Source organism: Luteimonas salinisoli (assembly GCF_013425525.1).
In the GTDB taxonomy this organism is placed as follows: Bacteria; Pseudomonadota; Gammaproteobacteria; order Xanthomonadales; family Xanthomonadaceae; genus Luteimonas; species Luteimonas salinisoli.
The window spans coordinates 26,178-52,758 of sequence record NZ_JACCKA010000072.1 but is presented as its reverse complement, the minus strand read 5'-3'; the positions used below and the strand labels follow the sequence as shown (position 1 = coordinate 52,758).

Sequence of the window (26,581 nt, the reverse complement as noted above, 5' to 3'; positions counted from 1 at the left end):
AGGCGAGGGGCCGTCGTTCGTGGCTGAGCCTTCCGCGCCCACCGGGGGCGAGAGCCGGCTGATCCTGCTGGATGCGCTGCGGGGCTTCGCCCTGTTCGGCGTTCTGCTGGTCAACCTCAAGAGCCTGTCGCTCTACGCCCTGCTGCCGAAGGCCGAGCGACAGGCGCTGCCGAGCGCCGCGTTCGACCGCGCGGCCGACATCGCGACCGCGATGCTGGTGGACGGCACCGCGATCACCCTGTTCTCGGTCCTGTTCGGGGTGGGCTTCGCCATGCAGATGCAGCGCGCTGCCGGCCAGCCCGGGCGTGTGCGGCGCTACGTACGCCGGCTGCTGGTGTTGCTGGCGATCGGTCTGGTCCACGCCTGGCTGCTGTGGTGGGGCGACATCCTCCGCTACTACGCGATCCTGGGTTTGGCGCTGTTGCCCTTCGCCCGGGTCGCGCCGCGGCTGCTCGCCGCGGCCGGGGTCGTGGTGGTGGTGGCGCTTCCGTTGGCGCTGCAGCCGGTGGTGCCGCAACTGCTGCCGCCGCAGATCGGCTCGGCCGAGTCGGCCGCGCAGTCGCTGGCCGCATTCGGCAGCGAGCGCTGGAGCGAGATGCTCGAGGGCAACTTCGCCCGCGATCTGCGCATGCGCGTCGCGGTGTGGATCCTCCCCGCCTACGTCTTCGGTCGGCTGCTCATCGGCGTGGCCCTCGGAGGGAGCGGGGTGCTGCAGGATCCGGCGAACCACCTGCGCTTCTGGAAGCGCTGCTGCCTGGCAACGCTGCCGGTCGCGGTCGCGATCGCGGCGCTGCTGTTCCTGCACGACCATCGCGACCTGGCCACCGCCATTCCCTGGCTGCGGGAAGAGCCAGGCAGGCTCGCCTTGCGCATGCTGCGCAACCTGGCGCCACTGAACCTCGCGCTGTTCTACCTGTCGGCATTCGTGCTGGCGTTCCAGCGGCCGGCATGGCGGACCGGGCTCGCCTGGCTCGCGCCGGTCGGACGCATGGCGCTCACCAACTACCTGGCCCAGACCGCGGTGGCCATCGCGTTGTTCTACGGCGTCGGGCTGGGGCTCGGCCCGCGCTTCGGCATGGCGGGCGTCTGCATCGCCGCGCTGGTGGTCTTTCCGCTGCAGGCGGTGGCCAGTGCGTGGTGGTTGCGGTGGTTTCGTTTCGGGCCGCTCGAATGGTTGTGGCGTACGCTCACCTACGGCCGGATGCAGCCGATGCGACGCGCGTGCCGGCGCCCGGGGACACAAGGTGATGGCCTCGAGGGGGTCGCCGCATGAGGGTGTTTCGCATCGGCACCGCGATCCTCATGTCGCTGCTCATCGCGACCGCGTGCCCCGCTTCCGGGTCGGAGCGGCCTGTCGCGGTCGTCGCGAACGATCCGGGCGGCGGCCCGGGCCACGTCGCCTTCGACCACCCCCTGGTGGCGCTGGTAGGGGTGCTGCTCGTCGACGGGACCGGCGGCGCGCCGGTTCCGAACCAGACGATCGTCGTCGCCGGAGACCGGATCGTCGCCATCGGCGATTCGGCGAGTACGCCGGTGCCGGACTCGGCGCACAGGCTCGATCTGCACGGGCACACGGTCATTCCCGGCATCGTCGGGATGCACAACCATCTCCACATGCCGGGCGTGCCGCTGATGAGGCATACCGCTCCGCGTCTGTATCTCGCCTCCGGGGTGACCACGATCGCCACTGCCGGCAGCGCCGACGCAGATGGCGAGATCGCGCTTGCCGCCGCAGTGGCCGAGGGCGAAGTCCCGGGCCCGAGGATCTTCCAGTCCGCACCCTATCTGACCGGGCCGGGCGGCAACGCGCCGATGTTCAAGCCGGGTTCGCCGGAGCAGGCGCGGGATTTCGTCCGCCAGTGGGCGGGTCGCGGAGCCGCGTGGATCAAGCTCTATCGCCACGTGCGGCCGGACGTCGCCGCCGCGGCGATCGACCAGGCGCATGCGCTGGGGCTGAGGGTCGCCGGCCACGTGTGCTCGCTCACCTTCGCCGAGGCCGCGCGGATGGGGATCGACAGCCTCGAGCACGGCCTGCTGGCCGCCACGGACTTCGTCGCGGGCAAACATGCCGGCGAGTGCGTCTCCAATCGCGCCTCGCTTTCGGAACTGGACATGGACGACGAGCGCGTCGCCGGGCTGGTCGCGCTTTTGGTTCGGGAGGGGGTGACCCTGACCTCGACGCTGGCCATCGGCGAGACCCATTTCCCGCATCGCCCACAGGCCGACGGCCGCGCGCTGGCGGCGATGTCGCCGGAGCTGCGCGAAGCCTACCGCGCACGCCAGAGGCGCCTGCGCGAGGACGACGCCGGGCCCTACCGGCCCGCGCTGTTCGGCAAGATGCTCGCGTTCGAGCGGATGTTCGTCGCCGCCGGCGGCAGGCTGGTGGCCGGTCCCGACACCGGGCGCCATGTGCTGCCCGGATTCGGCGACCAGAGAAACTTCGAGCTGCTGGTGGAGGCCGGCTTCGACGTCCCCGGCGCGATCAGGATCATGACCGCGAACGGCGCCGAGACGCTGGGGATCGCCGACCGCGTCGGGATCTTGCGCCAGGGCCTGCAGGCGGACCTGGTGGTGCTGGCGGGCGACCTCGTGCGCGAGCCCGGGGCCATCGCGCGGCCCGTGCTGGTGTTCAAGCAGGGTACGGCGTTCGATCCCGCCCCCTTGCTCGAGCAGGTCCGCGGACGGGTCGGCGGGCGCGCCCGCCCCTAGCGCTAGCGCCGGGACGCGGCGTAGATCCGCCTGCCCGATCTGGAATCGGCGTTGGCGACAGTCGCATCGTGCAGTGCTAACTATGCAGCCGGAAAGGTCGGCGGCATGCGGCTCCGTGCCGTCGTGCCGACGGGCGATCGGTGGGGCCGGGTCCAGGCCCCGGGGCGTGACGGCCGCCACCGCCGTCGTTTTTGCAGGGGGAAGGAATCGATGAACGAGACTGCCGCGGCGGCTGCCGCCCAGCCGGTGCTCGCACCGCAACTCACGCTCGCGCTCGCCCAGGCCTCGATGGCCGCGTATGCCGCCTTCGACGGCACCCGCATCGTGCCGCCGCCCGACTTCCGGCTGGTCGCTTCCTGGACCGGCTGGGACGCAGGATTGTTCGGCGGCGTCGAGGAGCCTTACGGACTGCTGTTCCAGTCCACGTACGATCCGGGGACCTGCATTTTCGCGTTCCGGGGCACCGATTCGGACATGGACGCGGTGGCCGAAGCCGATTTCATCACCACCGACTTCGTGCCGGCGTCCGGAGCGCTGAAGCCCGCGCCCCAGGTCTCCTCGGGCTTCTACGGGATCTACCACAACCGCGGCGGCGGCATGGCCGCGTCGATGCGTGGCCAGCTGTTCGCGCTGCTGGATCGGTTCGCGCCGGCTCGGATCTTCCTGACCGGACACAGCCTGGGGGCCGCGCTGAGCCAGTTGTTCTCGCTCGACCTCGCGGTCAGCCGGTCGCTGCAGGCGACCAACATCAACTTCGCCAGTCCGATGGTCGGCACGCTGAGCTGGCAGCAGGCCTGGGACGCCCGTGTCGGCGCCGCGAATGGCGTGCGCTGCTACAACTACTGGGACTACGTGCCCACCATGCCGCCGTCGCTGGCCGGCTACGTGCCGGTGGGGCAGGGCTTCCGCACCGCGTTCTACGTGCGCGATGCGTGGTTCGTGGACGAATTGCCGCGCCATTCCCTGGCCAACCTGCAGACCGTGCTGCAGCATGCGCTGTGGCTGCACCCGCAGGTGTGGAGCGGCGTCTTCCAGGACCACGTGGCGCCGCCGCGGCTGATGCAGAGCGACGTTCCGCCGCCGGGGGCCCAGGTCGCCTGGGCCGAGCGGGCGCGCGAGGCGCTGGCGTTCGAACGATCGCTGCGCTCGGCAGCGGCCCCGGGCTTCCCCGACCCTGCCGGCGCGGGCCTCGATTGATCGCGCGAGGGCGCCGGCGGCGCCCTCGCTATACCACCGGGATCGTCAGGGCTGGTAGCAGTCGCCCGCGGGATCGTGTTCGATCTGGATCAGCACGCCGCCGGCGCCGCCCCAGACGTTGCCGCCGGTAAAGATCAGGCAGCCGCTGTCCTTGTACAGCGCCTGCATCCGCCGCGCGTCGTCGCCGAAATAGAACGGGATCCAGCGCTTTCCGGACTCGTAGGTGTGGAAACGGTCCGGGGTGCCGCCCATGATCTCCTGGGTCTGCTGCATGTCCATGCCGATCTGGAGCCTGGCGAAGGCGCTGCCCTCGCGCGCGGTGCCGATGACCTCGCCGGTGAACGAACCGTCCTGGGACTGCACCGCACGTCCGCGCGTGGGCGTGGCGTCCTGCGGCCCGGAGGCGCAGGCGGCGAGCACGAGGGAGAGGGCGAAGATGGTGGCGATGCGTGTAATCGTCATGGATGTCTTCCTGGAATGGGTGGTGGCGATGGCCGGGCATCCGTGCAGTGGCGCCCGCCGCCATGGTCCATGGCCGGCCGGGGCCTGTCCAGCGGCCGGTTCGCCTTGCGGCGGCATCGCCGGCCGTGTCCGCAGGCGCGCCGCGCGGGCCGTGGCCCGCTGCCCTGGGATGGCGGCGGCTCAGGGCAACAGGTAGACGATCCGGCATTGCAGCGTGTCGAAATCGGCCGTGCCGTCCGGTGCGTCCTTGCGCTGGCCGCGCACCAGCACCCGCGCGGTGGGCGAGGTGCCCACCAGGCCTAGCACCTCGTCGTGTCCGTGCTGGTTGCCGATGTCCATGTCGAAGACGAACACGTGGTCGTCTCCCGCGGCGGAACGGACCGCGATGCCCATGTGCTCGGGGTGCTCCATGGCATGGACCAGCGCGCCGCGGACTTCGAAGGACGCGCCCGCGCCAGCAGGCGGCCGAGGGGCCGCTCCGCTGGTGTCCCCCGTTTCGGGGGCGAGCACGGCGACCAGCTGCGGCGCGTCGGGCAGGTCGATGTCCGCACGCCGCTCCTCCGGCTGCAGGAAGTGCAGGCCGGCCAGCCGCTGGCGCAGCGCCTGCTCGCGGCAATCCCGGTCCGCGCAGGCCGCGATCGTCCGGCGGAAGGCCTCGCCGTCCGACCGCCAGCACTCCGCCGCCGGCGCGTCCAGGTCCGCGTCCAGGCCCAGTTCGTACAGGAACAGCGTCTCTTCGAGCAGGTACATGGCTTCGTGGCAGGCGATGTCGTCGTCGTGGCAACCGGTGTCGGGGTCGACGGCGGCGGTAACCGGCGAACCGGGTGCTGCGCCGTCCGTCGCGGAGGCGGGGGCCGGCTGTCCGCCGCAGGCGACGATCAGCAGGGCGAGGCACAGCGCGGCGGGATTGCGGAACTGGGTCATCGGCTTCTCCGGTCGGGCGTGGGCCACCGGCATGCTGCGGGGCGGCGGGTGGCGTCGATCATGATCCGCGAAACGGCGTCCGCGGCGGCCACCGGCCGCAGGGGCGCATCGCGCGCAGGCGGCAGAGCATGCCGGCGTCCATCGGGAATCGCCGCACGGCGCCCGCACGGGCGCCGCCGCCGGCATCGCCCGATGCACGCCGCCGTGACGGGCGTTTTGGCGGCGCGGCCTTGATCCTGGTCATGTCCCGGCAGCGCGCGTCGCGCTAGCCTGCTCCGCGAGCCGTCACGGAGAGCCCCTTGGAGACAGACGTCGTCATCGTCGGTGCCGGCCCGGCCGGCCTCTGCCTGGCCCGCGCGCTGGCGGGGCTCGGGCTGCGCGTCGACATCGTCGAGCGCCAGCCGGCCGCGGCCATCGCCGCGCCGGCCTTCGACGGCCGCGAGATCGCCCTGACCCACGGCTCGATGCGGATCCTGCGCGAACTGGAGGTGTGGCCCCGCATCCCCGAGGCCGAGGTCGCGCCGCTGCGAACGGCGCGGGTGATGGACGGCAGCGGCGGCGCCGGCTTCCGGGTCCACGGCGGGCAGGCTGGCCAGTCGCAGCTCGGCAGCCTGGTCGCCAACCACCTGATCCGCGCCGCGGCCTGGGACGCGGCGGGCGACAGCGAATCCATCCGCACCCATGCCGGCGCGACGGTGGCCGCCGTGGAGACCGACGGCGACGGCGCCCGCGTGCGGCTCGGCGACGGACGCATGCTGCAGGGCCGGCTGCTGGTCGCCGCCGACAGCCGCTTCTCGGAGACCCGCCGGGCAATGGGCATCGCCGTGGACTCCCACGACTTCGGCCGCACCATGCTGGTCTGCCGCATGTCGCATGCCGAACCGCACCATGGTGCGGCCTGGGAATGGTTCGGCCGCGGCCAGACGCGTGCGCTGCTTCCGCTGCGCGAGGGGCGGGCATCGTCGGTGGTGCTCACCGTGACCGAGGCCGAGGCTGCACGGTTGCGCGCGCTGTCGGCCGAGGATTTCGCCCGGGAGGTGGAGGCGCGTTTCGAACGGCTTCTGGGCGCGATGGTCCTGGCCAGCAGTCTCCATGCCTATCCGCTCGTCGCGACCTGGGCGCGGCGCTTCGTGGGTCCCCGGTTCGCCCTGGTCGGCGATGCTGCGGTCGGGATGCACCCGGTCACCGCGCACGGTTTCAACCTCGGCCTGGCCAGCGTGGCGCGGCTGACGCAGGCGGTACGCGACTCGCTGGCGCGGCATGGCGACCCCGCCCACCCGGCGCTGCTGGCGCGCTACCAGCGCCGCCACCGCGCGGGCAGCCTGCCGCTGTACCTGGGCACCCGCGCCGTGGTGGGCCTCTACACCGACGACAGGGCGCAGGTGCAGCCGCTGCGCCGCGCGATCCTGCATGCCGGCGCCCGCCTGCCGCCGCTGCGGCGCGCGCTGGCCTCGGGACTGATGGACGAAGGGCCGGTCGATCCGCCCATCGCGCAGCGGCTGTGGAAGGGCGTGCGGCTATTCGCACGGTGACGCGGTCGAAGCCCTCATGTCTATGCTCCGTCCGGGCTTCGTGGCAGGATCGCCTCGGGGACAAGTCAAGGAACGACCATGCGATCGGCCCGATGGGTACGGATGCTTGCGACGCTCGCGACGATCATGCTGGTGGGATGCCTGCCGGGCGAGGAACCCGCTTCGGCTCGCCCTGTCGCAGCGGCGGAAGCGACGATCGATCGAGCCGGATGGGACGCGTATCTGGAGGCCGCCGCCGCGGCGGACGGGTTGGACGACTGGGTCGAGCGCTGTCTGGCCTATCCCGATCTGCCCGGAAACGACTGGACGGCGGGAGCGGCGCGAGCGCGCTGTCCATTGCTTGCCAGCGCATCGCCCTCGATCGAGGAGATCGCGGCGGTGCTCGCGTCGGCGGATGGCGCGGTCGTCCTCGATCGCCGCTACGCCGCGATGCTGGAGGCTCAGGGTTCCGACCCCGCCTCGGACGAACCGCTCTTTCGCGCCTACCACGCCTTCGGGTCCAGCGACGAAAGCCGACGCCTTGCCGCGCTATGGCTTTCCCAGGCGCCGGATAGTCCCTATGCCCGCGCGGCGATGGGCAGCCACCTGGCGGCGGCGGCCGGGCGCTCGCGCGGCAACAGGGCGATTCGCGATACCCCTGCGTCCGACCTCCGGGCCATGGAGCGCCTCATGCGCCCGGCGATACGGATGCTTCAGTCGGCGCTCGAGATCGAGCCCCGGCTGAGCCCGGCCTGCATGGACCTGATGGTCGCGGCCCGGCTGCTCGGAGACCGTGAACTCCGCGACTCCGCCACCGGGCACTGCCTGTCGGTGGCTCCGCTGTCATGGAACGTCCGCTTCCAGCAGCAGCAGGCGCTCGACCCGCGCTGGGGCGGTTCTTTTGCCGAGCTCGACGCCTCGGTGGCCGAACTGCGCCCGCTGGCGGAGCGGAATCCGGCGCTCGGCGGGATGCTCGCGCGGGCGGTGGGGCTGCGCGCATATCTCGCCTATCTGGGCAGGCGGGCGTCGATCGGAGATCTCGCCGCCGACTTCGAGGAAGCGGCGAGGATCGCCCCCGACCCGATCTTCATCGGCGAGGCCGGAATGGCCGCCAGGGCCAATGGGGACTACCGCAGGGCGCTCGGCTATCTCTCGCAGGCCCTGCGGCTCGCGCCGGCCAACGACCGCTTCCTTCGGGGCCGTGCCGATGTGCGCAGGAAGCTGGAAGATTACGCGGGCGCCGTGGCGGACGCGAAGGAAGCGATGGTCGCGGGCGCTCCGACCGGCCACAACTACGGAGTGCTCGGCCAGGCGCTGGGGAAGCTTGGGAGACGCGCGGAGGCGCGCAAGGCGTTCCACTCGGCGATGCAGTACCCGCCGCAGCGCAAGTGGGCCTTCATGCGCTGGTGCGAGACCTACATCATCGGCGGCATGGAGCGCGAAGCGGCGCTCGCTTGCTCGAAGGGGTTGGCCACCGAATATCCCGACGAGGCCGAGGCCCAGTTCATGCGCAGCGTGGTGCTCTACAAGGCAGGCGAATCCGATGAGGCTTCCATTGCCGCGGCGCGCTTCGGCAAGCTGGTTGACGAGCGCGATCCCCGGCAGCGCCAGATGGTGTCCGAACTGGCCAGGATCTCCTCCGGCCGCTAGGGTCCAATCTCCGTCGCCAGTGCCCTTCCGGTCCGGCACGATGTGCGCGACGAGCCAGCACATCCGATGCCAGGTACACCCTCACGCCGCCGCTTCGTCGAGGCCGGATTGCTCGCTCCCGCGCGGATGCTAGGAGCTGACCGGCGGGCATCCGGGCCGGGGCGGCGCCGCGAGCCTCCATCCGTCCGCGACGCGGCGGCGGCAGTGTCGGTCGGGACCGGCCGCCGTCAGGTCCTGCAGGAGGCGACGATGCGCTCGGCGGCGTGGTCCGCGGCGTCGCGGAACGGCCGGAAGATGTCGTCGGCGCCGACGTCGCGCAGGCGCGAGGCCTCGTCCTCGGAATGCGCGGTAGCGGCGACGCGGCCGGCGAAGCCCAGCTCGCGCAGGCTGCGCACCAGGCTCCGGTCGACCTCCGGATCGCGCAGGGTGCTGATCACCCAGCGCGCCGACGACAGCGGCAGATGGGCGACGAACTCCTTGTCCTCGACATCGCCGAAAAGCACCGGCAGCCGCTCGCCGCGCTGCGAGATGACCGTCGGATCGAAATCCACGCCCAGGACCGTGAGCCCCTCGTCCATCAGCCGTTCGCCGAGCCGGCGGCCGTAGCGGCCCACGCCCATCACCAGCACGTCGACCGCGGGCGGGACGTCCTCGGCGGCGCGCTCGCGGAACGGGTCGCGGCGTTCGAACACGCCGAGCCAGCGCTCGAACAGGCCGTACAGCTGCTGCGAGTAGAGGATCATGTAGGTGCTGGCGGTGATGGTGAGCAGGCCGACCAGGGTGACCAGGCCGAGCGCCGCCGGATCGACGTGGCCCACCGCCACGCCCATGGCGATGAAGATGATCGAGAATTCGCTGATCTGCGCCACGGTCAGGCCGGCGAGGAAGCCGGTGCGCTTGCGGTAGCCCATGAATCCCATGATCGCCATGACGATCAGGGGATTGCCGACCAGCACGAACGCCGACAGCGCCAGCGCCGCCGGCACCTCGGCGCCGAGCGCCGAGATGTCGAGCTGGGTGCCGAGGTGGACGAAGAAGAACAGCAGCAGGAAATCGCGCAGGCTGGCCAGGCGCGCGTTGATGGCCTCGCGGAACGGCAGCGACGCCAGCGAGAAGCCGGCCAAGAACGCGCCGACCTCCTTGGTGAATCCCAGCCATTCCCCGCCCGCCGCCAGCGAGGTGCCCCAGGCGATGGCGAAGACCAGCAGCAGCTCCTGCGAGGCCGCCATCCAGCGCAGCAGCCTGGGCAGCACGAAACGCATCAGCAGCCCCACCAGCAGCCCCATGCCGGCCACCTTGGCGAGCACCTCGCCCAGCTGCATCAGCCAGCTGCCCTGGTCCGCGCCGCCGCCGCCCTGGGTGCCGATGATCATCATCGCCACCACTACCGCGATGTCCTGCACGATCAGGAAGCCCATCGCGATGCGGCCGTGCAGCGAGTCGATCTCGCGCTTGTCCGAGAGCAGCTTGACGATGATGATGGTGCTCGAGAACGTCAGCGCCACCGCCACGTAGAGCGCACGCACCCAGCCCATGTCCATCAGCATGGCGATCGCGAAGCCGATGACGATGGTGAAGGCCAGCTGCCCCAGCCCGGTGGCCAGCGCGACCGCGCCGAGCTTGCGCACCAGGTTGAGATCCAGCTTCAGGCCCACCACGAACAGCAGGATCGTCACCCCGATCTCGGCCAGCAGCTCCATCGACTCGTGGCCGCTCACCCAGTCCAGCACCGAGGGTCCCGCGACGATGCCGATCAGGATGTACGCCACGATCACCGGCTGGCGCAGGCGCAGGGCGACCAGGCCGATGATCGAGGTGGCGAACAGCAGCAGCGCGACTTCGTTGTACACGGGGATCCGGCGTGGGATGGAGCGGTGCGGAAACGTTAGCATCCCCGCCGGCCGCACGTTCCTTAGCGCGCGCCTGCGCCGCCTCCGGCGCGCAGCGGTCCAGCGCCGCCCGTACGGCCGGGCCCGCCGGGCCTTCACCGCGGGGCAACGCCGGGTCGGGCGATCATTCCCTGCGACGGTGGAGCGATGCGGATCGCGATCGCGCCGCAGCAACGAGGTGGCCCCCATGCCGGAGCGGATCGAGGTTGGCTGCATGGTGTTCGTGGTCGACGGCGAACTGGGCGTCGGCGCGGTGCGCGAGGTGCGCAGCGCCAGCGCCGAGCTTGTGGTCAACATCGAGAACGCCGGCGATTTCGTCATTCCCCTGGATGCGGTGCGCGACGTCCACTCGGGCAAGGTGGTGCTCGACGTCGAACGTTTGCCGGCGCCGGTGCGCGAGGCGCTCGGCCACGCCCATGATGCCGAGGATCCGGACTATGCCGAGCCGGGCAGCGACGAAGACAGGGAGGCCCTGTAGGCGGGATAGGTTCGTATTCAGTCGTGGGACGTGCGTGGCGCTGGCCTGCGGGGCGGATACACGGGCTATATTCGGGACTGGGAACGGGTGGGGGCGGCGTGGAACGAGCGAAGGGCGCGGAGGTCGCGCTGATCGGCCGCATTCCGGCGGTCGAGAAGATCCTGGCGACGGTCTCGCACATCACCGGGATGGGTTTCGCGGCGGTGGCGCGGGTCACCGACAGCCGCTGGACGGCCTGTGCGGTGCGCGACGGCATCGACTTCGGCATCGAGCCCGGCGGCGAGCTCGCGCTGGAGACCACGATCTGCAACGAGATCCGCCAGCATCGCCAGCCGGTGGTCATCGGCCACGTCGGCAGCCACCCGGAGTTCCGCGAGCACCCCACGCCGAAACTGTACGGGTTCGAGAGCTACATCTCGGTGCCGATCTTCCGTCGCGACGGCGCGTTCTTCGGCACTCTGTGCGCGATCGATCCGCGGCCGGCCAGACTGGACGATCCCGGCATCGTCCAGGCCCTGGAGCTGTTCGCCGAGCTCATCGCCACGCACATGGACAGTCTCGAGCAGCACGAGCTCACAAGCGACGCGCTGCGCAGCGAACAGGACACCGCCAGGGTGCGCGAGGAGTTCATCGCCGTGCTCGGCCACGATCTGCGCAACCCGCTGCAGGTGCTGAGCACGAACACCTGGCTGCTGCGCGGCGAACTCGACGACACCTGGGAGCAACCGCTGGACGACATGCGCAACGCCTGCGCGCGCATGTCGGAACTGATCGACAACATCCTCGATTTCGCCCACGGGCGCCTGGGCGGCGGCATCCCGGTGACGCTGCGCGAGACCGAGGGCCTGGGCGGCATCCTGGAGCATGTCGTCTCCGAGGTGCGCGCCGCGCATCCCGGCAGGCCCGTCGAGGCGGATCTGGTGATCGGCGGCACGGTCCGCTGCGATCCCGACCGCATCGCGCAGCTGTTCGCCAACCTGCTGATCAACGCCGCGACCCATGGCGATCCCCGTGCGCCGGTGCGGGCCGCGGCGCGTGCGACCGGCGGCGAGCTGGTGCTGTCGGTCGCCAACGCCGGGCGTGCGATCCCCGAGGAACGGCGCCGCCGCCTGTTCGAGCCGTTCTCGCGCGGCGAGGAGGACGGCCGGGTGGACGGGCTGGGCCTCGGCCTCTATATCGCAGCGCAGATCGCGCGCGCCCATCGCGGTGCCCTGGAGGTCGAGTCCAGCGACCAGCGCGGCACCCGTTTCCGCTTCCGCATGCCGCTGCACGGCTGAGCCGCGCCGACGCCGTCGCGCGCCTCGAACCCGCGGACTTCACGATCGTGCCACGCGGTCGCGCCTATCGTGCGGATGCGCCGCCGGCGGCCCGATCCATGCGGGCGCTTGCGCATCCATCCACCATCGCCCCGCCGGGGCCGGAGGCATCAGACATGATCAAGTGGGCCATCATCTTCGCCGTCATCGGCCTGATCGCGGGCGCGCTGGGCTTCAGCGGCATGGCCGGGGCGGCGATGGGCATCGCGCAGTTCCTGTTCTGGACGGCGATCGTCATCGCGGTGGTGCTGTTCGTGCTCGGGGTGACGATCTACAAGAAGGTGACCTGAGACCGCCGCGCGGGACCGGTCCGCGGGAGTGCTCCCGTCTCAGCGATCGAAGCGGGGGGCCGCGTCGCCGGAATGCAGCACCTGCACGCAGTCCGGCCCGGGCAGGTCCGGAGCCGTGCCGGCCAGCAGCGCCAGGACGCCGGCCTCGTCCGGCGCCGGACCCGGTGCGAGCCCCACCCAGGCGTTCTTGCCGCCGCGCTTGGCCGCGTACAGGCAGCGGTCCGCCATGGCGACGCTGTCCTCCCATTCGCCCAGTGCCGGCCATTCGAGCGAGAACGGCCAGGGCGCGAAGCCGATCGAGCAGGTCAGTTCGAGCAGCACACCGGGCCGGGCGCGGATCGGCTGCCTGGCGATCGCGTCGCGGATGCGTTCCGCCAGGCGCATGGCGTCCTCGATGCGGGTGAAGCGGCTGATCAGCAGGAACTCCTCGCCGCCCCAGCGCACCAACAGGTCCTGTTCCCGGCACAGCAGGCGCAGGCGGTCGGCGAAGTGCACCAGGACCTCGTCGCCGGCCTGGTGGCCGTACACGTCGTTGACCTGCTTGAAGTCGTCGATGTCGATCATGAAGAAGGCCAGGCGCTCGTGGCCGTCCATCGCCTGCTCGAGCTGCACGCGCAGCGCCGAGGTCTCGCGGCCGAGCCACGCCTGCAGGTCGCGGCGGTTGGAGATGCGGGTCAGCGGGTCGCGGCGCGTGGCCACGTCGAGTTGCTCGTTGGTGCGGCGTAGCCGCTGGTTGGCGTCCTGCAGCTGGGCGGTGCGTTCGGCCACGGTGCGGTTGAGCAGCTCGATCTGGCGCCGTTCGCGGCGCACGGTCGCGCCGATCCGGGAACCCAGCCAGGCCAGCAGCAGCAGCCCGAGCAGCGCGTAGCCGGCATAGGCGAGGCCATGGCGCCACCACGGCGGCGCCATGTCGATCTCCAGGGTGCGTGGCGGGCCGAACAGGCCGTCGCGGCCAGCCGCCTGCACTTCGAGCGTGTACCTGCCCGGGGGAAGGTGGCTGACCGAGAACTGGGCATGGGCGGACTGCGGCTGCACCCATTCACGGTGCAGGCCGAGCATCCGGTAGCGCAGCCGCGCGGCATCCGGCGCGGTGAAGTCGATCGCGGTCATCTCGATCGAGAACACCCGTTCCCCGTGATCGAGCGCGATGCGTTCGGCGTAGACGATGTCGGACTGGCGGCGGAGCTCGTCGCCGCCGTTCTCGCGGGGCACCACGCGTAGCGCGGTCAGGACCGGATGCGCCGCCGGGCTGCGCGCCGGCAGGCCGCGCGGATCGATCACGTCCAGGCCGCGGGTGCCGCCGAAGTACAGCAGCCCTTCGGCGTCGCGCAGGGCAGCGCCGCTGTTGAATTCGCGGTTGCGCAAGCCGTCGCGCGGACGCAGGTTCTGAACGATGCCGGTGGGCGGGTCGAGGACGCTCAGTCCGTTGTTCGTGCTCAGCCAGAGGCGGCCGCCCGCATCCTCGAGGATGCGGTAGACGACGTTGTTGAACAGGCCGTCGCCGTCGGTATACGCGCGTACGCGGCCTGTTCCGGGCTCGACCCGGAACAGGCCGCCGGAGAAGCTGCCGACCCAGAGCGCATCGTCGCCCTCGTGCAGCGACCAGAGCGATTCGTGCAGCTCGCCGGCGCTCGGCCGGAACCGGCGCGGCATGCCGGCGTCGTCGAGACGCCACAGGCCGTCGGCGTTGCTGCCGACCCAGAGGGTGCCGCGACGATCGCGCAGCAGGCTGGTCAGCAGACGCCCGCGCAGCGGCACCAGCTTCGGATCGTCGACGGCACGGCCGCTCTCCAGGCGCGCCAGGCCGCCGCGCGTGGCCACCCAGACGATATCGCCCTCCACCAGCAGCGCTTCGATCCGCGGGTCGGGCAGTGCCGGCACCCGTTCCGCCAGGTCCGCGCCGTTCCAGTGCCACAGACCGCCATGGGTGCCGATCCACCAGCCGCCCTCCGCGGCCCTTGCGATCGCGCGTACGGTGTGGCCGGCGAAAGCCTTCACCGGCTGCCATGGTGCGGCGCCGTGGCGCTGCATCAGCCCGGCGTCGCTGCCGAGCAACCGGTGGGTGCCATCGCGCCAGATCGCGCGCAGGCTGCTGCTCGGCCATGCCGCAATGGCGTCCGCGTCGGCCAGGTCGTGGCGGATCGCGGCCGACAGCGGCCTGACCTGGTACAGCCCCGAGGTATAGGTGCCGATCCAGAGGGTTCCCGAGTCGTCCTCATGCAGCGACACGACGCCGCTGTCGGGCGCTCCGTCGAGCGGCAGGGGCCGCGTAGGGGCGGTGCCGGGGCCGAGCTGGACGATCGCGCCGGTGCCCAGGCCCACCAGCACCCGGCCATCGGCCAGACGCAGCAGCGCGCCGATCGAGCCCGGCGTACCCTGCAGCGCGTCCATCGGATAGTGGCGCAGCACCGCGCCATCGTCGGCGTCGACCAGGTACAGGCCGCGGCGTGCGGTGGCGAGCCAGGCGCCCTCGGGCCCGTGCTGCAGGCCCACGCAACTGGCGGCCCCCCCGGGGGCCGTCACCAACAGCTCGAGCGCATCGCGCGTGGCGCGCCACAGCCGGCAATCGCGATCCAGCGCGAGCGCGGTGCCTTCCCGGGGGCCTGCCACCAGCTGCACCACGTCGCCGCCGGCGCCCAGGCGCACGACGCGGTCGAGTGTCGCGTCGACGTGGTCGACGCCGGCACCGGTGCCGACCCAGGCGCCGCCGGCGGGGTCGGGCAGGATCTGCGACACGCGGCTGTGCGAAATCCCGTCTGCGGTGCCCAGGCGGGTCCTTTCCCAGCTGGGCAGGTGCACCACCTCGAGGCCGGAATCGTTGGTGCCCAGCCACAGCCGCTGTTGGCCGTGTTCGAACGCCAGCGCGTCGATGCTGCTGCTCAGCAGTCCGCCCTCGCGCACGGGCCCGCGGCGATAGACCTCGAATCGATGGCCGTCGAAGCGGTTCAGTCCTTCCTGGGTGGCGACCCAGAGAAAACCCTGGTCGTCGCCCTGCATGGCGTTGACGGTCGACTGCGACAGGCCCTGGTCGGGCCCGTAGGCTTCCAGGCTGAGGCGGCCGGCCTGGTCGGCGGCGCCCTCCAGCGCCGACGCATGCAGCGGCAGCCACAGCCACAGCGGCAGCGCCAACAGCGCGGCGACGCGCCACGCGCGGCTGGAGCAGCTGCTTCTCGCCATCGCGGTGGCCGCCCCCGTGTCGGCCGGATGCCGGCCCCGACGGGACCGGCCATGATCTGCATCCGTCACAGGATAACGGCAACCCATCACATTTCTTGAGTCCGGCGAGTCAGGATTCCGCATCCAGTGCAGCTCGCAACGGCAGTGCCGCCAGCCATGCCAAGCCGGCGAGTGCGACGGCGGCGGCCAGTCCGGCGGGCGCCAGCGGCTGCACCTCGAGCAGGGCGGAGAGCATCGGGACCTGGATCAGCGCGGCGCTCGCCAGGGCGGCCGCGGCGACCAGCCGCGGCATCCGCCCGCGCAGGCCGGTCAGCACGGCCAGAAACACCACGCTGCAGAGGATCAGCACGGCCAGCGCCAGCGACCGTGCCCCTGCCGCCGGGTCCGCGACATCCCCGGCAATGCCGCCAAGCCCGTGCCCGGCCAGCACCGCGCCCGTGGCGGCTGCGCCCGCAAGCAGCAGTGCCCGCCACGCGCGCGCGGAGAAGAAGCGCACCGGTCCGCGCGCGACCGGCTGCCCGCGCAGTTGCGCTTCGCTGCGCCGCTGGAACGCGAGCATGGACGTCGGGTGGATGATCAGCTCCAGCCAGACGATGTGGATCGGCAGATACAGCAGGGGGAACCCGGCCAGCGGCACCAGCGCCGCCGAGAGCACTAGCGGCAGATGCACCAGCAGCAGGTAGGCGAAACCGCGTTGCAGGTTGGCGAACAACTGCCGGCCCTCGGCGATGGCAGCGACCAGGGTGCGGAAGTTGTCGTCCAGCAGCACGATGGCCGCCGCCTCGCGGGCGCTGCGGGTGCCGCGTTCTCCCATCGCGATGCCGATATCGGCAGCCTGCAGCGCCGGCACGTCGTTGACGCCGTCGCCGGTGACCGCGACGATGTGCCCGCGCGCCTGCAACGCCTGCACCAGCTGCAGCTTCTGCGCCGGTGCGGCGCGCGCGATGACGTCGGCGCCGGCCAGGGCGTCGGTGTCGACCGGATCGCCGCCCGGGTCCCCGAGGCCGAGCACGCTCGGCGTGCCGCCGCCCAGGCCGATGTCGCGGGCGATGGCGCCGGCGGTGAGGGGGTGGTCGCCGGTGACCATGATCACCCGGATCCCGGCCGCCAGGCAGGCCTGGACCGATTCGCGTACGCCCTCGCGGACCGGATCGCCGAAGGCCAGCAGTCCGGCCAGCGCATAACCCGAATCCGGCTCGCGTTCCGGGTCGTGGCCGGTCGGCAACGCGCGGCGCGCACAAGCGATCACCTTGTACCCACGGGCGGCCAGGGCATCGAGCCGTTCGCGCCAGCAGGCCTGCGTCGGCGAGTCCGGTGCGCACATCGCCAGCACCGTCTCCGGTGCGCCCTTCACCACGGCCACGAGACCATCGCTGCCGCGAAACAGGGCCGTCTCGCGGCGACGCGCCTCGGTGAAGGGAAAGGTGGCCAGGCGCTCGCCGCCGCAGGCGGCCGACGGGGACGCGGCGCACAGCGCCTGATCCAGCGGGTCGTGTCCGGCGGCGTCGACGACGGAGGCCGCCAGCGCCAGCAGTGCCGGCCCGTCCAGGCCTTCGGTGGGCACGGCCTCGGCCAGCCGCAGCCGCCCTTCGGTGAGGGTGCCGGTCTTGTCGGAGCAGATCGCAGTGACCCGGCCGATGTTCTCCACCGCCACCGCACGCCGCACCAGCGCCTGGCGCTGCGCCAGGCGATATACCCCAACGCCCAGGAACAGGGTGAACACCACCGGAAATTCTTCCGGAAGCGCGGCGACCGCCAGCACCAGCGCGCTGATCAGCGCGTCCAGCGGCCCGTGTCCCTGCAATAGCCGCACCGCCGCCAGCAGCAGGCAGAACAGCAGCGCCGCGATCAGGATCCATCGCACCAGCCGCGCCACCGACTGCTGGAGCGGGGTGCGCGCCTGGCGGCTTGCGCGGGCGAGCCGCACGATCTCGCCGTACTGCGTCCTCGCGCCGGTGTGAACGATCCACAGTCTCGCGGTACCGCTCAGCAGGCGAGTGCCGGCGTGCGCCCAGTGGCTGGCGTCGGCATCGACGGGAAGAGCGCCGGACACGTCGAGCGCGCGCTTGCGCACGGGAAAGGATTCGCCGGTCAGCGAGGATTCGTCGAACTGCGGATCGCCGCCGGAGAGCAGCAGGCCGTCCGCAGGCACCCATCCCCCGGCGGCCACTTCCACCACGTCCCCCGGGACCAGGTCGCGGGCGGGGAGCAGCTGCCAGGCGCCGTCGCGCAGCACCCGCGCCGTGGCGGCGAGGCGGCTGGCCAGACCCTCGGTGGAGACCTGCGTCCGCCGGTGCAGCCAGGCGTCCATGCCCAGCAGCGGGACGATCGCCGCCAGCAGCACGACCGCCTCGGCGACGTCGCCGAGCGCCAGGAACAGCGCGCTGACGACCAGCAGGAACCACAGCATCGGATCCCGCGCGGAGGCGGCCGCCACCGTCCACCAGCGCCGCGGCGCTGCCTCCGCAACGTCGTTGCCGCCGAAACGCCGCCGCCGTTCCGCCACCTGGCCGCTGCGCAAGCCGGCACCCGGGTCGCTACCTTCGAGTGATTCGCGGGGGATCTGCCTGAGCGACATCGCGGCGTTCGTCGGCGGTTGCCGCCTACTCTAATCGCTTGGCCGAACGTCTCGACACGAGCTCCGCCATCGCACCGGCCCGGGGACGGCGAAAAAAAACGACGCCGCGTGCGCGGCGTCGTTCTGGTTTCATCGGAGAGGATCAGTTTTCCTCTTTTTCGTCCGGCATCGTCACGTCGACGTCGGGGACTTCGACTTCGCGCTCTTCGGTATGGACGTCCACGTCCGGGACCGTGATCGTCTCGGTCCGGGTGCCCACCTCGACATCGGCGGTCTCTACGTCGTACTCGGGAAGCTGTCCGGCCTTCGCATCCACTTCCACTTCGGGCATCTTGCCTTCCTCGGTCTGCTCGACCTGGCAGGCGCCCAGCGAGAGCGCCGCGCCGATGGCGGCAACCAGGGCAGCGGACTTGATCAGTGCTGGTTTCATGCAGGGTTCTCCTGTTGGCCCACGAACTGGACGACGGGGGCATCCTTGGCGATGGCCTGTTGAGGCGAGGTGATGGGCGCGGTGCGGTCCCACCTCCCGTTCAGCTTGCGCCCGTCCGCGCGGTGACGGCGCGGACGGCGCCTTCGGGAAACGATGGCTAGTCGGCGCGGATCCGCCATGCCTCGGCCAGCGAGATCGCCCCTGCGCGCGCCAGCTCCACTGCCGCCCGGGTGATCGGCACCATGCCTTCCTTTCGAGCAGGCGCGTCACGTAGGCAGGGTTCTTCGATCATCTCGGGCTCTTCGGGTGGACGGATGGTTATGCATCGGAACATCGGCCGTGACCTTGATCGCGATCGGCAGACATCGTCGGGATTAGGCTCCGTGGCCGGTTGAGAGCGGAGAGCGCCATGACCAGACTGAACAAGCCCCTGCGCCGGGAAGTGCTGGTGGGCGGGCGAAGCTACACGCTCACCATCGATCCGGAGGGCATGAAGCTGGCCCGGAAGGGCCGCCGCAAGGGCGTGCAGCTGGGCTGGCGGGAGATCGTCAGCGGCGATGCGGGGCTGGCACGGGCGCTGCAGGCTTCGCTCGAGGCCGCACGCTAGACGACGCGCCCGCACTAGGTGCACCGAATCGGCCAGGGGCGAGCAGTGGCATCGCATCGGTGATCGCCCGGGTGGCCTCGCGCCCGCCGTTCCGGTCAATCACCACGCGCCATTCGCCGCCGATCCCGTATTCCCGGAGCAGAGGATCGAATTTATCGCGGGCGCGTACCTGCGCGGCGGAGACGCCCGCCCGGAACCCGTCGAGCCGGTCGATCAGGCTGGCACCGACCGCGTGGCCGACGTGCGTCTCCAGCGCCAGCTGGCGAGCCACGAACGTGGCGATTAGGTGTGCCAAACAGGTGCAGAAGCTGGTGTGGGCCTGGCCGGCGATCAGGCCGGGTCCGACCCGACCGTCGCGATGCAGAGCAGCAGGAACGCCGCGACCGCGACCGCCGCCCGCACGGCGTGGGCGCATTCCCAGCGGTTGCGCAGTCCGCGCCAGTCGTCGCCGTCGGGCGATGCACGGCGCCTGCCCAGCGAAAAGAACCCGGCGCTCGTCCGCGGCAGTTTCTCGGCGGCCAGCCAGAAGCGGTTGACCGGGTGCACGGCCAGCCAGTACACGCCCTGCATGGCCAGCATCAGGACCAGGCTGGCGGCGACCATGCCGAAGCCGGGCCCGGTGGCGCCCGTGACCAGCAGCAGCCCGGCAAGCGCCAGGATCGCGAGCGGCTCGCTCGCCCCGCCGATGGTGAAGCCGGGATGGTAGATGGGCTGCACCGCCAGATAGGTTTCGCGGTCCAGCCGCAGCTTGCCGGGAAGTTCCGCGGCATGGGCCAGGGAAAAGGCCATTGCCAGGGCGACCAGCAGCAGGGCGGAGATCTGGAGCAGGTCGGTCATCGCTGCGGTCCCGTCTCGCGTGCCGCGCGAGGATAGCGCCGGCGCCGTGAGCTGCCCGTGGATGGTGGAGCCGGCCTCCCGCATGATGGGCGGCTAAAGAAAAGACGCCTGCGGCCGATCGAGTCAGCACCACGCGCCCACCCGACTGGAGTCGACCCTCATGACAGCCCGACCGACCGTACTGCTCTGCGACGATTCGCGCGCCCTGCGCATGCTGACCGCCAGGCAGCTGTCGGAGGCCGGCTTCGAGGTGGTGGCGGAGGCGGGCAACGGCGCCGAGGCGGTCGAGGGCTACCGCGAGCACCGCCCCACGGTGGTGCTGCTGGACCTGGTGATGCCGCAGATGGACGGCAAGCAGACCCTGCAGGCGCTGCTCGAGTACGATGCCGACGCCCGGGTGGTGATCCTCAGCTCGCTGGGCGCGAAGAAGGACATCGAGGACTGCCTGCGCATGGGCGCGGCGTCCTACCTGCAGAAGCCGATCGATCCAGAAGCGATGGTGCGCGTGCTCCGCGGCGTCGCCGGCTGAGCGGTCTGGTCCAATACAGGAGGCGACATCCCATGGCGGCAAAGTTTCTTGGCCAATACCTGCTCGAGGAAGGCCTGATCGACCGGCAGCAGCTGCTCGACGCGCTCGACGCGCAGCGCGCATCCAACCCGGTGCTCGGCGAGCTCGCGGTCGCGGCCGGCATGCTCGACGCCGGACAGGCCGAACGCATCAACGCGCGCCAGCGCAGCCAGGACCGGCGCTTCGGCGACCTGGCGCTCGAAATGGGCCTGCTCAGCCCCGCCCAGGTCGAAGACCTGCTGGAGCGGCAGCAGAAGGGGCGCAGGCTGTTCGGCGAGATCCTGGTGGAGCAGGGCGCGCTGACGGTCGCCCAGCTGGAGACGGCGCTGCGCAGCCACGAGCACGAGCGGGCCGATGCCGACAGGGCGCTGGAACTGGGCGTTGCCTCCCACCCCGCGGGCACCGTGCTGGCGGGTGCGATCAATACCTGTACGCGGCTGTTCCCGCGCCTGCTGCGCTCCCATTGCCGGTTTTCCAGCCTGGTGGAGGCGCCCGAAGACCTGCACGGCTGCACCCTGACCGCGCAGGTCCGGGTGGATGCGGAGCGGCCGCTGCGCGTCGCCGTCGCCTGCGACGGCGCCACCGCTGCGCGCATCGCCGGCGCGTTCCTGTCGATGCCCGAGGAGGAGTGCGACCAGGCGTTGGCCGAGGACGCGCTGGGCGAACTGGTGAACGTGCTGGTCGGCTACGTCACCCGCGACGCACTGCCCGAGGACGCCGACTACCGCGCCTCGCCTCCCGACCTCGGCGAGCCGGCAGGCGAACTGCTGCAGCGCGCCGATACGCTGGCGGTGTCGATGAATTCGCAGGTAGGCCGCTTCGTGCTGCTGGTCGCGGCCTGAACGCGGCGTAGACAACCCACCGGCGTAGGCTGGGCCGTCCCACGACGAGGATCGGCCATGGCTGATTGCGCAGCAGTTCGCCCGTCTTGCCGCCGGCCCCCGACAGGCCCGCGGCGATGAGCGCCGCGGGCGGCCTGACCGGCGAGGCCTCCGACCACAAGGTGGCGGCTGCCTTCGGCAGCGTGGCGGCGGCGCAGGCCGCCGCCACCGGTCTCCACGAACGCCTCGCGCTGGCCATCCCGCAGGTGCGGGTGGTGGAGCCGGGGCAGGCCGGCCTGGCTCGCGCCTTGGAACCCGAGGACCGCGGCATCTTCCGCACCATCCTGCGCAGCCATCTCTGGCTGGGAATCGCCGGGGCGGTGCTGGGCGGGGTCGTGTTTGCGATCCTCTGGGGCATCGGACTGCCGCTGATCACCCAGTCTCCGGCCATGGCCGCGGGGGCGATCGTCGGGTTCGGTGCGGTCGCCGGGCTGTTCGCGGGCGGGCTGGTGTCGCTGCGGCCGGACCACGATCCCTACGTGATCAAGGCGCGCGAGGCTCATGCCGCCGGCCTGACCGTGCTGCTGGTGCACGCGACCAGTGCGGAGCAGTGCGCGCAGGCGCAGGAGCTGCTGGAAGCCGCGGGTGGCGACACCATGCGCACGCTGTAGCGTCCGGCTGCTCCCACCGGCGGTCCGAATCCGTCGTATGCGCGGGATTGCCCGCCCGGACGCTGGTGTTCCGCCCTGCGGGTTTTCTGCCGCGGCATCGCCGCCCAGGTGGGATTCCCTGGATGTTGGGTTTCAACGTGCGAATGGGTCCGCAGGCTTCCTTTGGGGCCATCTGCCAGACACGGCTATTCATTGGCGCCGCCCCGTGGCGACGGTGATGGATCCTCGCAACGGATGGGACTGCCTGGCGCGGTTCGAGCGCACTTCTTGATCCAGGTCAGCGCGTCCCGACCGGTGAGGGCCGAGCATGGTCCCGCGGTCGCTACCCGGCCGCACGGCACCGGCGGCCGCCGGCGTCGTAGCCATCGTGGAGGTTGCAATGGAATTCCATGTCGCGGTCCAGGGCACCCCGCCTGATCTCGACGCCGTGGCGCGGGCGCTCGCCGCCCTCGATCCTGCCGCGCTGGTCGACCTGGATCGCGGTGGTGCCACGTTGCGGGTATCGACCTCGGTCGGCGCGGCGCAGCTTGCGGCCCTGCTCGGTCGCGTCGGCTGTCCGGTGGGCGAGGCCCAGGTGGTCCTGCAGCCTTCGGTCTGCTGCGGCGGTTGCAGCGGATAGCCGGCTTTCGCAGGCCGGGGCCACGCCCTTGCCGCACCGATGCGCGGCCAACGGCCGCGACGGGCGTGCCCCGGGGGCGTGACCCCGGCCTGCGGAACCGCGAGAAGTCGCAGGCGGCGCTCAGACCGCCGGGATGTCCGCGGCCAGACAGCCGGCCAGGAACTCCACCGTCGCACGCACGCCCGGCAGCAGCCCGCGACGGTGCGGCAGCAACAGCGTGGTGCTGATGGTTCCGGCGTGCCAGGCGGGCAGGACCCGGACCAGCCTGCCGGCGCGCAGCGCATCTGCGCACAACAGTGACGGCAGGCAGGCGATGCCGAGACCGGCATCCGCCGCGGCGAGCAGGGCGGTCGATTCGTTGGCCATCATGCGCGCACGCGGCCCCACCGCGGCCTCGCCGCCGTCCGGCCCGCTCAGCCGCCAGATCGTATTGTCGGCCGCGGTGAGCAGCCCGTCGTGTCCGGCCAGGTCCGCCGGAGCGGCTGGCGCACCATGACGCTGCAGATAGCCGGGCGACGCGACCAGGACGACCGGCTCGACCATGACCTGGCGCTGGATCAGGCCCGAATCGGGCAGGGGTGCGAAATGGCAGCGCACCGCGATGTCGTAGCCCTCCTGCACGATGTCGACGAAACGGTCGCTGACGTCGAGCTGCAGGCGCAGCCTGGGATGCTGCACCGCCAGCCGCGGCAGGTGCGGCGCGAGCAGCTGCTGCGCCACCGGCACCGAGCTGGTCATGCGCACCGTCCCGCTGGGCTCGGCCTGCCGCGAGCGCACCGCCGTCTCCGCAGCCTCGGCCTCGATCAGCGCCGCCGCGGCGCGTTCGTGGAAGTCGCGGCCGGATTCGGTAAGCACGAAGTTGCGCGAGGTGCGGTGGATCAGGCGCGCGCCGAGGGCGCGTTCCAGCTCCGCGACCCGCTTGCTCACCGTCGATTTCGGCACGCCCAGCAGGCGACCGGCCGCCGCGAAGCCGCCGCGGTCGACGGCGGCGACGAAAAACCGCATGTCGTTGAGATTGAGCAAGCAATGTCTACAGGCGTGGACTTTAAGTGGGATTTTTACCGTCTAGGCTCCGGAAGTCCACAAGCGTAGCTTTGCGGCTCCATCACCGCTTTGGAACCGCAATGTCTCCGATCCTCTTTTATGGCGTTCCCTCCGGCTGCTCGTTCGGCAGTATCGTTGCGCTCGAATGGTTCGGCGCCCCCTACCGACTGTGCCGCGTCCGGATGCCGGAAGACGTTTCCGGCGCGGCCTACTCGCGGCTCAACCCGGTCGCCGAGACGCCGACGCTGCTCACCGCCGAAGGCGCGGCGATCAGCGAAAGCATGGCGATCCTCAACCACATCGGCGCACGCGCCATCGACGCCGGCCTCGGGTTCGCGCAACACACGCCGGAGTTCGACCGCCTCAACCAGATGCTGGCCTTCCTCAACACCAGCTTCTTCGGCGCCTTCGCGCCGCTGTGGCATGCGCTCGAGCACGGCATCGAAGGCGAGGCCCGGCAGGCGCTGGCCGACTACGGGCGCGCGGCCGTGGCCAAGGCGCATGCCGACCTCGAACGCATGCTCGGCGCCGGCCCCTGGCTGCTGGGCGAGCGGCGCACGCTGGCAGATGCCTACTTCATCGGGATCGCGCGATGGACCCGCTATCACGACGTGATCGACCGCGGCGACTATCCGGGCTTGCAGCGCCTGTACGAGCGGCTCGAAGCGGACCCGGGCGTCGCGTTCGCCCACGCCGTGGAGGCGGGCCGGCCGGAGAACGGAAGCGCCGGCTTCGAGGGCGAGGTCGGGCTGGACGAGGCGGTGGCGCTGCTGTCGGGCAGCGGTGCCTGAGCGCCGCGCGCCGGACGACCAGGCGGGCCTGGGGCCGGCGCAAGGGCAGGATCGCTCCCGGCAGGCGGGCCGACTGTTGCGGCGGGGTTCGGACCCCGCCACCGCCGCAGCCTCCCCTCAGGCGGGATAGCCGAGCTGCGGGTACCGGTCGCGGTCGCGGCCTTCGGGGGGCAGGTCGAGGATCCCGGTGTCCGACGGCAGAAGGCCGTCAGCGCGGGCGGCGCTGCGCCCCGCTCATTCGCCGGCGGCGGGCGCCTGGTTTCCGGCGGCGGGCGCCGGTGCGGCGGCCTGCTTCGCCGCCTGCTTCTTCGCGCGCTTCTCTTCCTTCTGCTTCTGCTTGGCGATCTCGCGCTGACGCTTCTCGAACGAATAGTTTGGTTTTGCCATCGTTGGCGGCTCCGGGCATGGCGCTCCAGTGTAGGGCACCGCGCGTCGCGTCGCGTCCTGGGCACGCCATCCGGCCGGAATCAACGGGTTGCGCGGCTTGCACATGGGTTCTTCATGCCCCGGCGTGAAGAATCGGCGTCTTCGTGTCCATGAACGCCAGCCGATGCCCCCGCCGGAATCGCCGTCCATCGTCGTGCCGCCGCCGCGCACGCGGCTAAATTCCGCCTGCCGGCGGCCGATACCGTCGCAGGTGCGGATCGCTCCGCCTGCCGGATGCGCCTGCCCCGGCCGGCGTCCGGCGGTGCCGACGCTCCGCGCCCACGTTCTCCCGGTCGGTCGATGACCGGGAAGACGGGTCCCACGCGCGCCGCGCAGGCGTCTCGAACCGAAGGCGCCGCGGGCATGTCCGACCCCGCGACGGCAGGTGCGGCGGACCGGGCCGACCATCGACGGTATTCGCGTGCAGACCTGCCCGGGCAGGATGGGCGCCTGGAGAGCGGAATGCGCTGGTGGAGGGCGATTTTCGAGAAGCTGCGCGCCGACATCCGCCTGGCGATGATCTGCCTGCTGGGCGCGCTGGCCGCAATCACGATCCTGCCGTTCGCGGCGCTGCGCGCGGCCAATGGCCAATGGACGGCCGTGGTGATCGACGTGCTGGTGGTGGCGGTGATCGCCGGCAATGCGCTGTTCGCCTGGCGCACGGGCCGCACCCGCCTGGCCGGATCGACCGTGGTGGTGCTCGTCACCATCGGTTGCGTCGGCATCCAGGTGGCGCTGGGCCTGGAGGGGCTGCTCTGGGTCTACACGGTGATGATCGCCAACTTCATGCTCGGGCCGCGACTGCTGGCGATGGCGGCCAATCTCGCGCTGATGGCGTCGCCGTTCCTGCTGCCCGCGGGGTTCCCCGCGCCCGACGCGCAGGCCACCTTCCTGGCCACGGCCGCACTGGTCACCCTGTACGGCTTCATCTTCTCCTGGCTGGTGGCCTTCCACCACTCGCAGATGGAAGCCCTGGCCACCCGCGATGCGCTGACCGGCACGGCCAATCGCCGGGTGATGGAAACGGAGGTGCCCCAGGCGGTCGCCACCCACCATTCGCGCCGACTGCCCGCCGGCCTCGCGGTGCTGGATCTCGACCATTTCAAGCTGGTCAACGACCAGCACGGCCATGACGCCGGCGACCGCGTGCTGGTGGCCTTCGCCGAGATCCTGCGGCGCAACCTGCGCAAGTCGGACCGTCTGTACCGCTTCGGCGGCGAGGAGTTCGCGGTGCTGTTTCCCGCCACCGATCGCGATGGGGTGGAGGTCGTGCTGGAGAAGCTGCTGCAGCGGATCCGCGAGGAGCTTCGCGGCCCGTCCGGTCCGGTGCGCGCATCGATCGGCGCCGCCATGCTCACCGGCGACGACGACTGGTCGAGCTGGATGATGCGCGCCGACGGCGCGCTCTACCAGGCCAAGCGCACCGGCCGCGACCGCATCTGCATCGAGGGCGACCGGCGCTGTTCGCCGGAACGCTGCGCCGGATCGGCCTGAGGCGCCGCCGGACGCGGCTTCGGCCGCGCGACCGGCGCTCAATTCCCCGCGTCTGCGGCCGATAGCGGAGAGGTCCCTTTCCCGGAATCGCC

25 protein-coding genes are annotated in these 26,581 nt (G+C 71.5%); 15 read left to right on the top strand and 10 right to left on the bottom strand.

All coding sequences use genetic code 11. The features are described from left to right. The first annotated feature begins 19 nt into the window (after positions 1 to 19). From H0E84_RS20680 to H0E84_RS12115, 3 genes are all read left to right on the top strand, one after another. Positions 20 to 1,273, top strand: coding sequence for a DUF418 domain-containing protein (locus H0E84_RS20680; RefSeq protein WP_180678904.1), 1,254 nt, complete (start codon positions 20 to 22; stop codon positions 1,271 to 1,273). Next, positions 1,270 to 2,709 carry an amidohydrolase family protein gene (locus tag H0E84_RS12120; protein ID WP_180678903.1) on the top strand — a complete coding sequence of 480 codons (1,440 nt, stop codon included), beginning with the start codon at positions 1,270 to 1,272 and terminating at the stop codon, positions 2,707 to 2,709. The genes H0E84_RS20680 and H0E84_RS12120 overlap by 4 nt, the downstream gene beginning before the upstream one ends. 210 nt (positions 2,710 to 2,919) lie before the next feature. Beyond that, positions 2,920 to 3,906: a lipase family protein gene (locus tag H0E84_RS12115; protein ID WP_180678902.1), complete on the top strand. Its 987-nt coding sequence runs from the start codon at positions 2,920 to 2,922 to the stop codon at positions 3,904 to 3,906. Between the two features lie 45 nt (positions 3,907 to 3,951). Here H0E84_RS12115 and H0E84_RS12110 read toward each other — a convergent pair whose 3' ends face one another. Together H0E84_RS12110 and H0E84_RS12105 are read right to left on the bottom strand one after the other, a co-directional pair. After that, positions 3,952 to 4,368, bottom strand: a complete 417-nt coding sequence (locus H0E84_RS12110) for a hypothetical protein (protein ID WP_180678901.1) — start codon at positions 4,366 to 4,368, stop codon at positions 3,952 to 3,954. Positions 4,369 to 4,548: 180 nt separating this feature from the next. Further along, the gene (locus H0E84_RS12105; RefSeq protein ID WP_180678900.1) at positions 4,549 to 5,292 is read right to left on the bottom strand and encodes a hypothetical protein; all 744 of its coding nucleotides are present in this window, start codon (positions 5,290 to 5,292) and stop codon (positions 4,549 to 4,551) included. 299 nt (positions 5,293 to 5,591) lie between these two features. Between H0E84_RS12105 and ubiM the strand changes: the two genes are divergently transcribed. Further along, on the top strand, positions 5,592 to 6,824 hold the full coding sequence (ubiM, locus tag H0E84_RS12100) for a 5-demethoxyubiquinol-8 5-hydroxylase UbiM (protein WP_180678899.1): 1,233 nt from the start codon (positions 5,592 to 5,594) through the stop codon (positions 6,822 to 6,824). Between the two features lie 102 nt (positions 6,825 to 6,926). Then, on the top strand, positions 6,927 to 8,453 hold the full coding sequence (locus H0E84_RS12095; protein ID WP_180678898.1) for a tetratricopeptide repeat protein: 1,527 nt from the start codon (positions 6,927 to 6,929) through the stop codon (positions 8,451 to 8,453). 227 nt (positions 8,454 to 8,680) lie between these two features. On the opposite strand, the gene H0E84_RS12090 is transcribed toward H0E84_RS12095, so the two are convergent. Then, positions 8,681 to 10,303: a cation:proton antiporter gene (locus tag H0E84_RS12090; RefSeq protein ID WP_219339720.1), complete on the bottom strand. Its 1,623-nt coding sequence runs from the start codon at positions 10,301 to 10,303 to the stop codon at positions 8,681 to 8,683. 226 nt (positions 10,304 to 10,529) lie between these two features. Here H0E84_RS12090 and H0E84_RS12085 point away from each other — a divergent pair, with 226 nt between their 5' ends. The 3 genes from H0E84_RS12085 to H0E84_RS12075 all read left to right on the top strand — a co-directional run bounded on the left by H0E84_RS12085 (position 10,530) and on the right by H0E84_RS12075 (position 12,426). Then, positions 10,530 to 10,820 (top strand): hypothetical protein, encoded by a 291-nt coding sequence (locus H0E84_RS12085; RefSeq protein ID WP_180678896.1) that lies wholly within the window; start codon positions 10,530 to 10,532, stop codon positions 10,818 to 10,820. A 98-nt stretch (positions 10,821 to 10,918) separates the two neighbouring features. Further along, the gene (locus H0E84_RS12080) at positions 10,919 to 12,097 is read left to right on the top strand and encodes a GAF domain-containing sensor histidine kinase (RefSeq protein ID WP_219339719.1); all 1,179 of its coding nucleotides are present in this window, start codon (positions 10,919 to 10,921) and stop codon (positions 12,095 to 12,097) included. A gap of 155 nt (positions 12,098 to 12,252) precedes the next feature. Continuing rightward, complete coding sequence (locus H0E84_RS12075) at positions 12,253 to 12,426, top strand: DUF1328 domain-containing protein (RefSeq protein ID WP_180678895.1); 174 nt, start codon at positions 12,253 to 12,255, stop codon at positions 12,424 to 12,426. 39 nt (positions 12,427 to 12,465) lie between these two features. On the opposite strand, the gene H0E84_RS12070 is transcribed toward H0E84_RS12075, so the two are convergent. From H0E84_RS12070 to H0E84_RS20510, 4 genes are all read right to left on the bottom strand, one after another. Then, complete coding sequence (locus tag H0E84_RS12070) at positions 12,466 to 15,603, bottom strand: ligand-binding sensor domain-containing diguanylate cyclase (RefSeq protein WP_180678894.1); 3,138 nt, start codon at positions 15,601 to 15,603, stop codon at positions 12,466 to 12,468. A gap of 109 nt (positions 15,604 to 15,712) precedes the next feature. Then, positions 15,713 to 18,181 (bottom strand): cation-translocating P-type ATPase, encoded by a 2,469-nt coding sequence (locus H0E84_RS12065; RefSeq protein ID WP_180678893.1) that lies wholly within the window; start codon positions 18,179 to 18,181, stop codon positions 15,713 to 15,715. Between the two features lie 142 nt (positions 18,182 to 18,323). Continuing rightward, positions 18,324 to 18,611: a hypothetical protein gene (locus H0E84_RS12060; protein ID WP_180678892.1), complete on the bottom strand. Its 288-nt coding sequence runs from the start codon at positions 18,609 to 18,611 to the stop codon at positions 18,324 to 18,326. Positions 18,612 to 18,768: 157 nt separating this feature from the next. Beyond that, on the bottom strand, positions 18,769 to 18,903 hold the full coding sequence (locus tag H0E84_RS20510; protein WP_257644198.1) for a hypothetical protein: 135 nt from the start codon (positions 18,901 to 18,903) through the stop codon (positions 18,769 to 18,771). Positions 18,904 to 19,020: 117 nt separating this feature from the next. On the opposite strand from H0E84_RS20510, the gene H0E84_RS12055 reads away from it, so the two are divergent. Continuing rightward, on the top strand, positions 19,021 to 19,218 hold the full coding sequence (locus tag H0E84_RS12055; RefSeq protein WP_180678891.1) for a hypothetical protein: 198 nt from the start codon (positions 19,021 to 19,023) through the stop codon (positions 19,216 to 19,218). Positions 19,219 to 19,548: 330 nt separating this feature from the next. Here the strand turns inward: H0E84_RS12055 and H0E84_RS12050 are convergent, their stop codons facing one another. Further along, positions 19,549 to 20,055 (bottom strand): anthrone oxygenase family protein, encoded by a 507-nt coding sequence (locus H0E84_RS12050; protein WP_180678890.1) that lies wholly within the window; start codon positions 20,053 to 20,055, stop codon positions 19,549 to 19,551. A gap of 160 nt (positions 20,056 to 20,215) precedes the next feature. Here H0E84_RS12050 and H0E84_RS12045 point away from each other — a divergent pair, with 160 nt between their 5' ends. The 4 genes from H0E84_RS12045 to H0E84_RS12030 all read left to right on the top strand — a co-directional run bounded on the left by H0E84_RS12045 (position 20,216) and on the right by H0E84_RS12030 (position 22,734). Continuing rightward, positions 20,216 to 20,584, top strand: a complete 369-nt coding sequence (locus H0E84_RS12045) for a response regulator (protein ID WP_180678889.1) — start codon at positions 20,216 to 20,218, stop codon at positions 20,582 to 20,584. Between the two features lie 32 nt (positions 20,585 to 20,616). Continuing rightward, on the top strand, positions 20,617 to 21,465 hold the full coding sequence (locus tag H0E84_RS12040; RefSeq protein ID WP_180678888.1) for a cyclic di-GMP-binding domain-containing protein, MshE-related: 849 nt from the start codon (positions 20,617 to 20,619) through the stop codon (positions 21,463 to 21,465). A 116-nt stretch (positions 21,466 to 21,581) separates the two neighbouring features. Then, positions 21,582 to 22,115: a riboflavin biosynthesis protein RibA gene (locus tag H0E84_RS12035; RefSeq protein WP_180678887.1), complete on the top strand. Its 534-nt coding sequence runs from the start codon at positions 21,582 to 21,584 to the stop codon at positions 22,113 to 22,115. A 379-nt stretch (positions 22,116 to 22,494) separates the two neighbouring features. Then, the gene (locus tag H0E84_RS12030; protein ID WP_180678886.1) at positions 22,495 to 22,734 is read left to right on the top strand and encodes a hypothetical protein; all 240 of its coding nucleotides are present in this window, start codon (positions 22,495 to 22,497) and stop codon (positions 22,732 to 22,734) included. A gap of 120 nt (positions 22,735 to 22,854) precedes the next feature. On the opposite strand, the gene H0E84_RS12025 is transcribed toward H0E84_RS12030, so the two are convergent. Beyond that, the gene (locus H0E84_RS12025) at positions 22,855 to 23,739 is read right to left on the bottom strand and encodes a LysR substrate-binding domain-containing protein (protein ID WP_180678885.1); all 885 of its coding nucleotides are present in this window, start codon (positions 23,737 to 23,739) and stop codon (positions 22,855 to 22,857) included. Positions 23,740 to 23,858: 119 nt separating this feature from the next. Between H0E84_RS12025 and H0E84_RS12020 the strand changes: the two genes are divergently transcribed. Continuing rightward, positions 23,859 to 24,569 (top strand): glutathione S-transferase family protein, encoded by a 711-nt coding sequence (locus tag H0E84_RS12020; RefSeq protein WP_180678884.1) that lies wholly within the window; start codon positions 23,859 to 23,861, stop codon positions 24,567 to 24,569. 234 nt (positions 24,570 to 24,803) lie between these two features. On the opposite strand, the gene H0E84_RS12015 is transcribed toward H0E84_RS12020, so the two are convergent. Further along, on the bottom strand, positions 24,804 to 25,145 hold the full coding sequence (locus H0E84_RS12015; RefSeq protein ID WP_180678862.1) for a hypothetical protein: 342 nt from the start codon (positions 25,143 to 25,145) through the stop codon (positions 24,804 to 24,806). Between the two features lie 312 nt (positions 25,146 to 25,457). On the opposite strand from H0E84_RS12015, the gene H0E84_RS12010 reads away from it, so the two are divergent. After that, positions 25,458 to 26,489: a GGDEF domain-containing protein gene (locus H0E84_RS12010; RefSeq protein ID WP_180678883.1), complete on the top strand. Its 1,032-nt coding sequence runs from the start codon at positions 25,458 to 25,460 to the stop codon at positions 26,487 to 26,489. Positions 26,490 to 26,581 lie beyond the last annotated feature (92 nt).

Coding starts and splice junctions, on each gene's coding strand:
- H0E84_RS12120 (WP_180678903.1), top strand. CDS start 1,270: ATGAGGGTGTTTCGCATCGGCACCGCGATCCTCATGTCGCTGCTCATC.
- H0E84_RS12115 (WP_180678902.1), top strand. CDS start 2,920: ATGAACGAGACTGCCGCGGCGGCTGCCGCCCAGCCGGTGCTCGCACCG.
- H0E84_RS12110 (WP_180678901.1), bottom strand. CDS start 4,368: ATGACGATTACACGCATCGCCACCATCTTCGCCCTCTCCCTCGTGCTC.
- H0E84_RS12105 (WP_180678900.1), bottom strand. CDS start 5,292: ATGACCCAGTTCCGCAATCCCGCCGCGCTGTGCCTCGCCCTGCTGATC.
- H0E84_RS12095 (WP_180678898.1), top strand. CDS start 6,927: ATGCTTGCGACGCTCGCGACGATCATGCTGGTGGGATGCCTGCCGGGC.
- H0E84_RS12085 (WP_180678896.1), top strand. CDS start 10,530: ATGCCGGAGCGGATCGAGGTTGGCTGCATGGTGTTCGTGGTCGACGGC.
- H0E84_RS12075 (WP_180678895.1), top strand. CDS start 12,253: ATGATCAAGTGGGCCATCATCTTCGCCGTCATCGGCCTGATCGCGGGC.
- H0E84_RS12070 (WP_180678894.1), bottom strand. CDS start 15,603: ATGGCGAGAAGCAGCTGCTCCAGCCGCGCGTGGCGCGTCGCCGCGCTG.
- H0E84_RS12065 (WP_180678893.1), bottom strand. CDS start 18,181: ATGTCGCTCAGGCAGATCCCCCGCGAATCACTCGAAGGTAGCGACCCG.
- H0E84_RS12060 (WP_180678892.1), bottom strand. CDS start 18,611: ATGAAACCAGCACTGATCAAGTCCGCTGCCCTGGTTGCCGCCATCGGC.
- H0E84_RS20510 (WP_257644198.1), bottom strand. CDS start 18,903: ATGATCGAAGAACCCTGCCTACGTGACGCGCCTGCTCGAAAGGAAGGC.
- H0E84_RS12055 (WP_180678891.1), top strand. CDS start 19,021: ATGACCAGACTGAACAAGCCCCTGCGCCGGGAAGTGCTGGTGGGCGGG.
- H0E84_RS12050 (WP_180678890.1), bottom strand. CDS start 20,055: ATGACCGACCTGCTCCAGATCTCCGCCCTGCTGCTGGTCGCCCTGGCA.
- H0E84_RS12045 (WP_180678889.1), top strand. CDS start 20,216: ATGACAGCCCGACCGACCGTACTGCTCTGCGACGATTCGCGCGCCCTG.
- H0E84_RS12040 (WP_180678888.1), top strand. CDS start 20,617: ATGGCGGCAAAGTTTCTTGGCCAATACCTGCTCGAGGAAGGCCTGATC.
- H0E84_RS12035 (WP_180678887.1), top strand. CDS start 21,582: ATGAGCGCCGCGGGCGGCCTGACCGGCGAGGCCTCCGACCACAAGGTG.
- H0E84_RS12030 (WP_180678886.1), top strand. CDS start 22,495: ATGGAATTCCATGTCGCGGTCCAGGGCACCCCGCCTGATCTCGACGCC.
- H0E84_RS12025 (WP_180678885.1), bottom strand. CDS start 23,739: ATGCGGTTTTTCGTCGCCGCCGTCGACCGCGGCGGCTTCGCGGCGGCC.
- H0E84_RS12020 (WP_180678884.1), top strand. CDS start 23,859: ATGTCTCCGATCCTCTTTTATGGCGTTCCCTCCGGCTGCTCGTTCGGC.
- H0E84_RS12015 (WP_180678862.1), bottom strand. CDS start 25,145: ATGGACGGCGATTCCGGCGGGGGCATCGGCTGGCGTTCATGGACACGA.
- H0E84_RS12010 (WP_180678883.1), top strand. CDS start 25,458: ATGCGCTGGTGGAGGGCGATTTTCGAGAAGCTGCGCGCCGACATCCGC.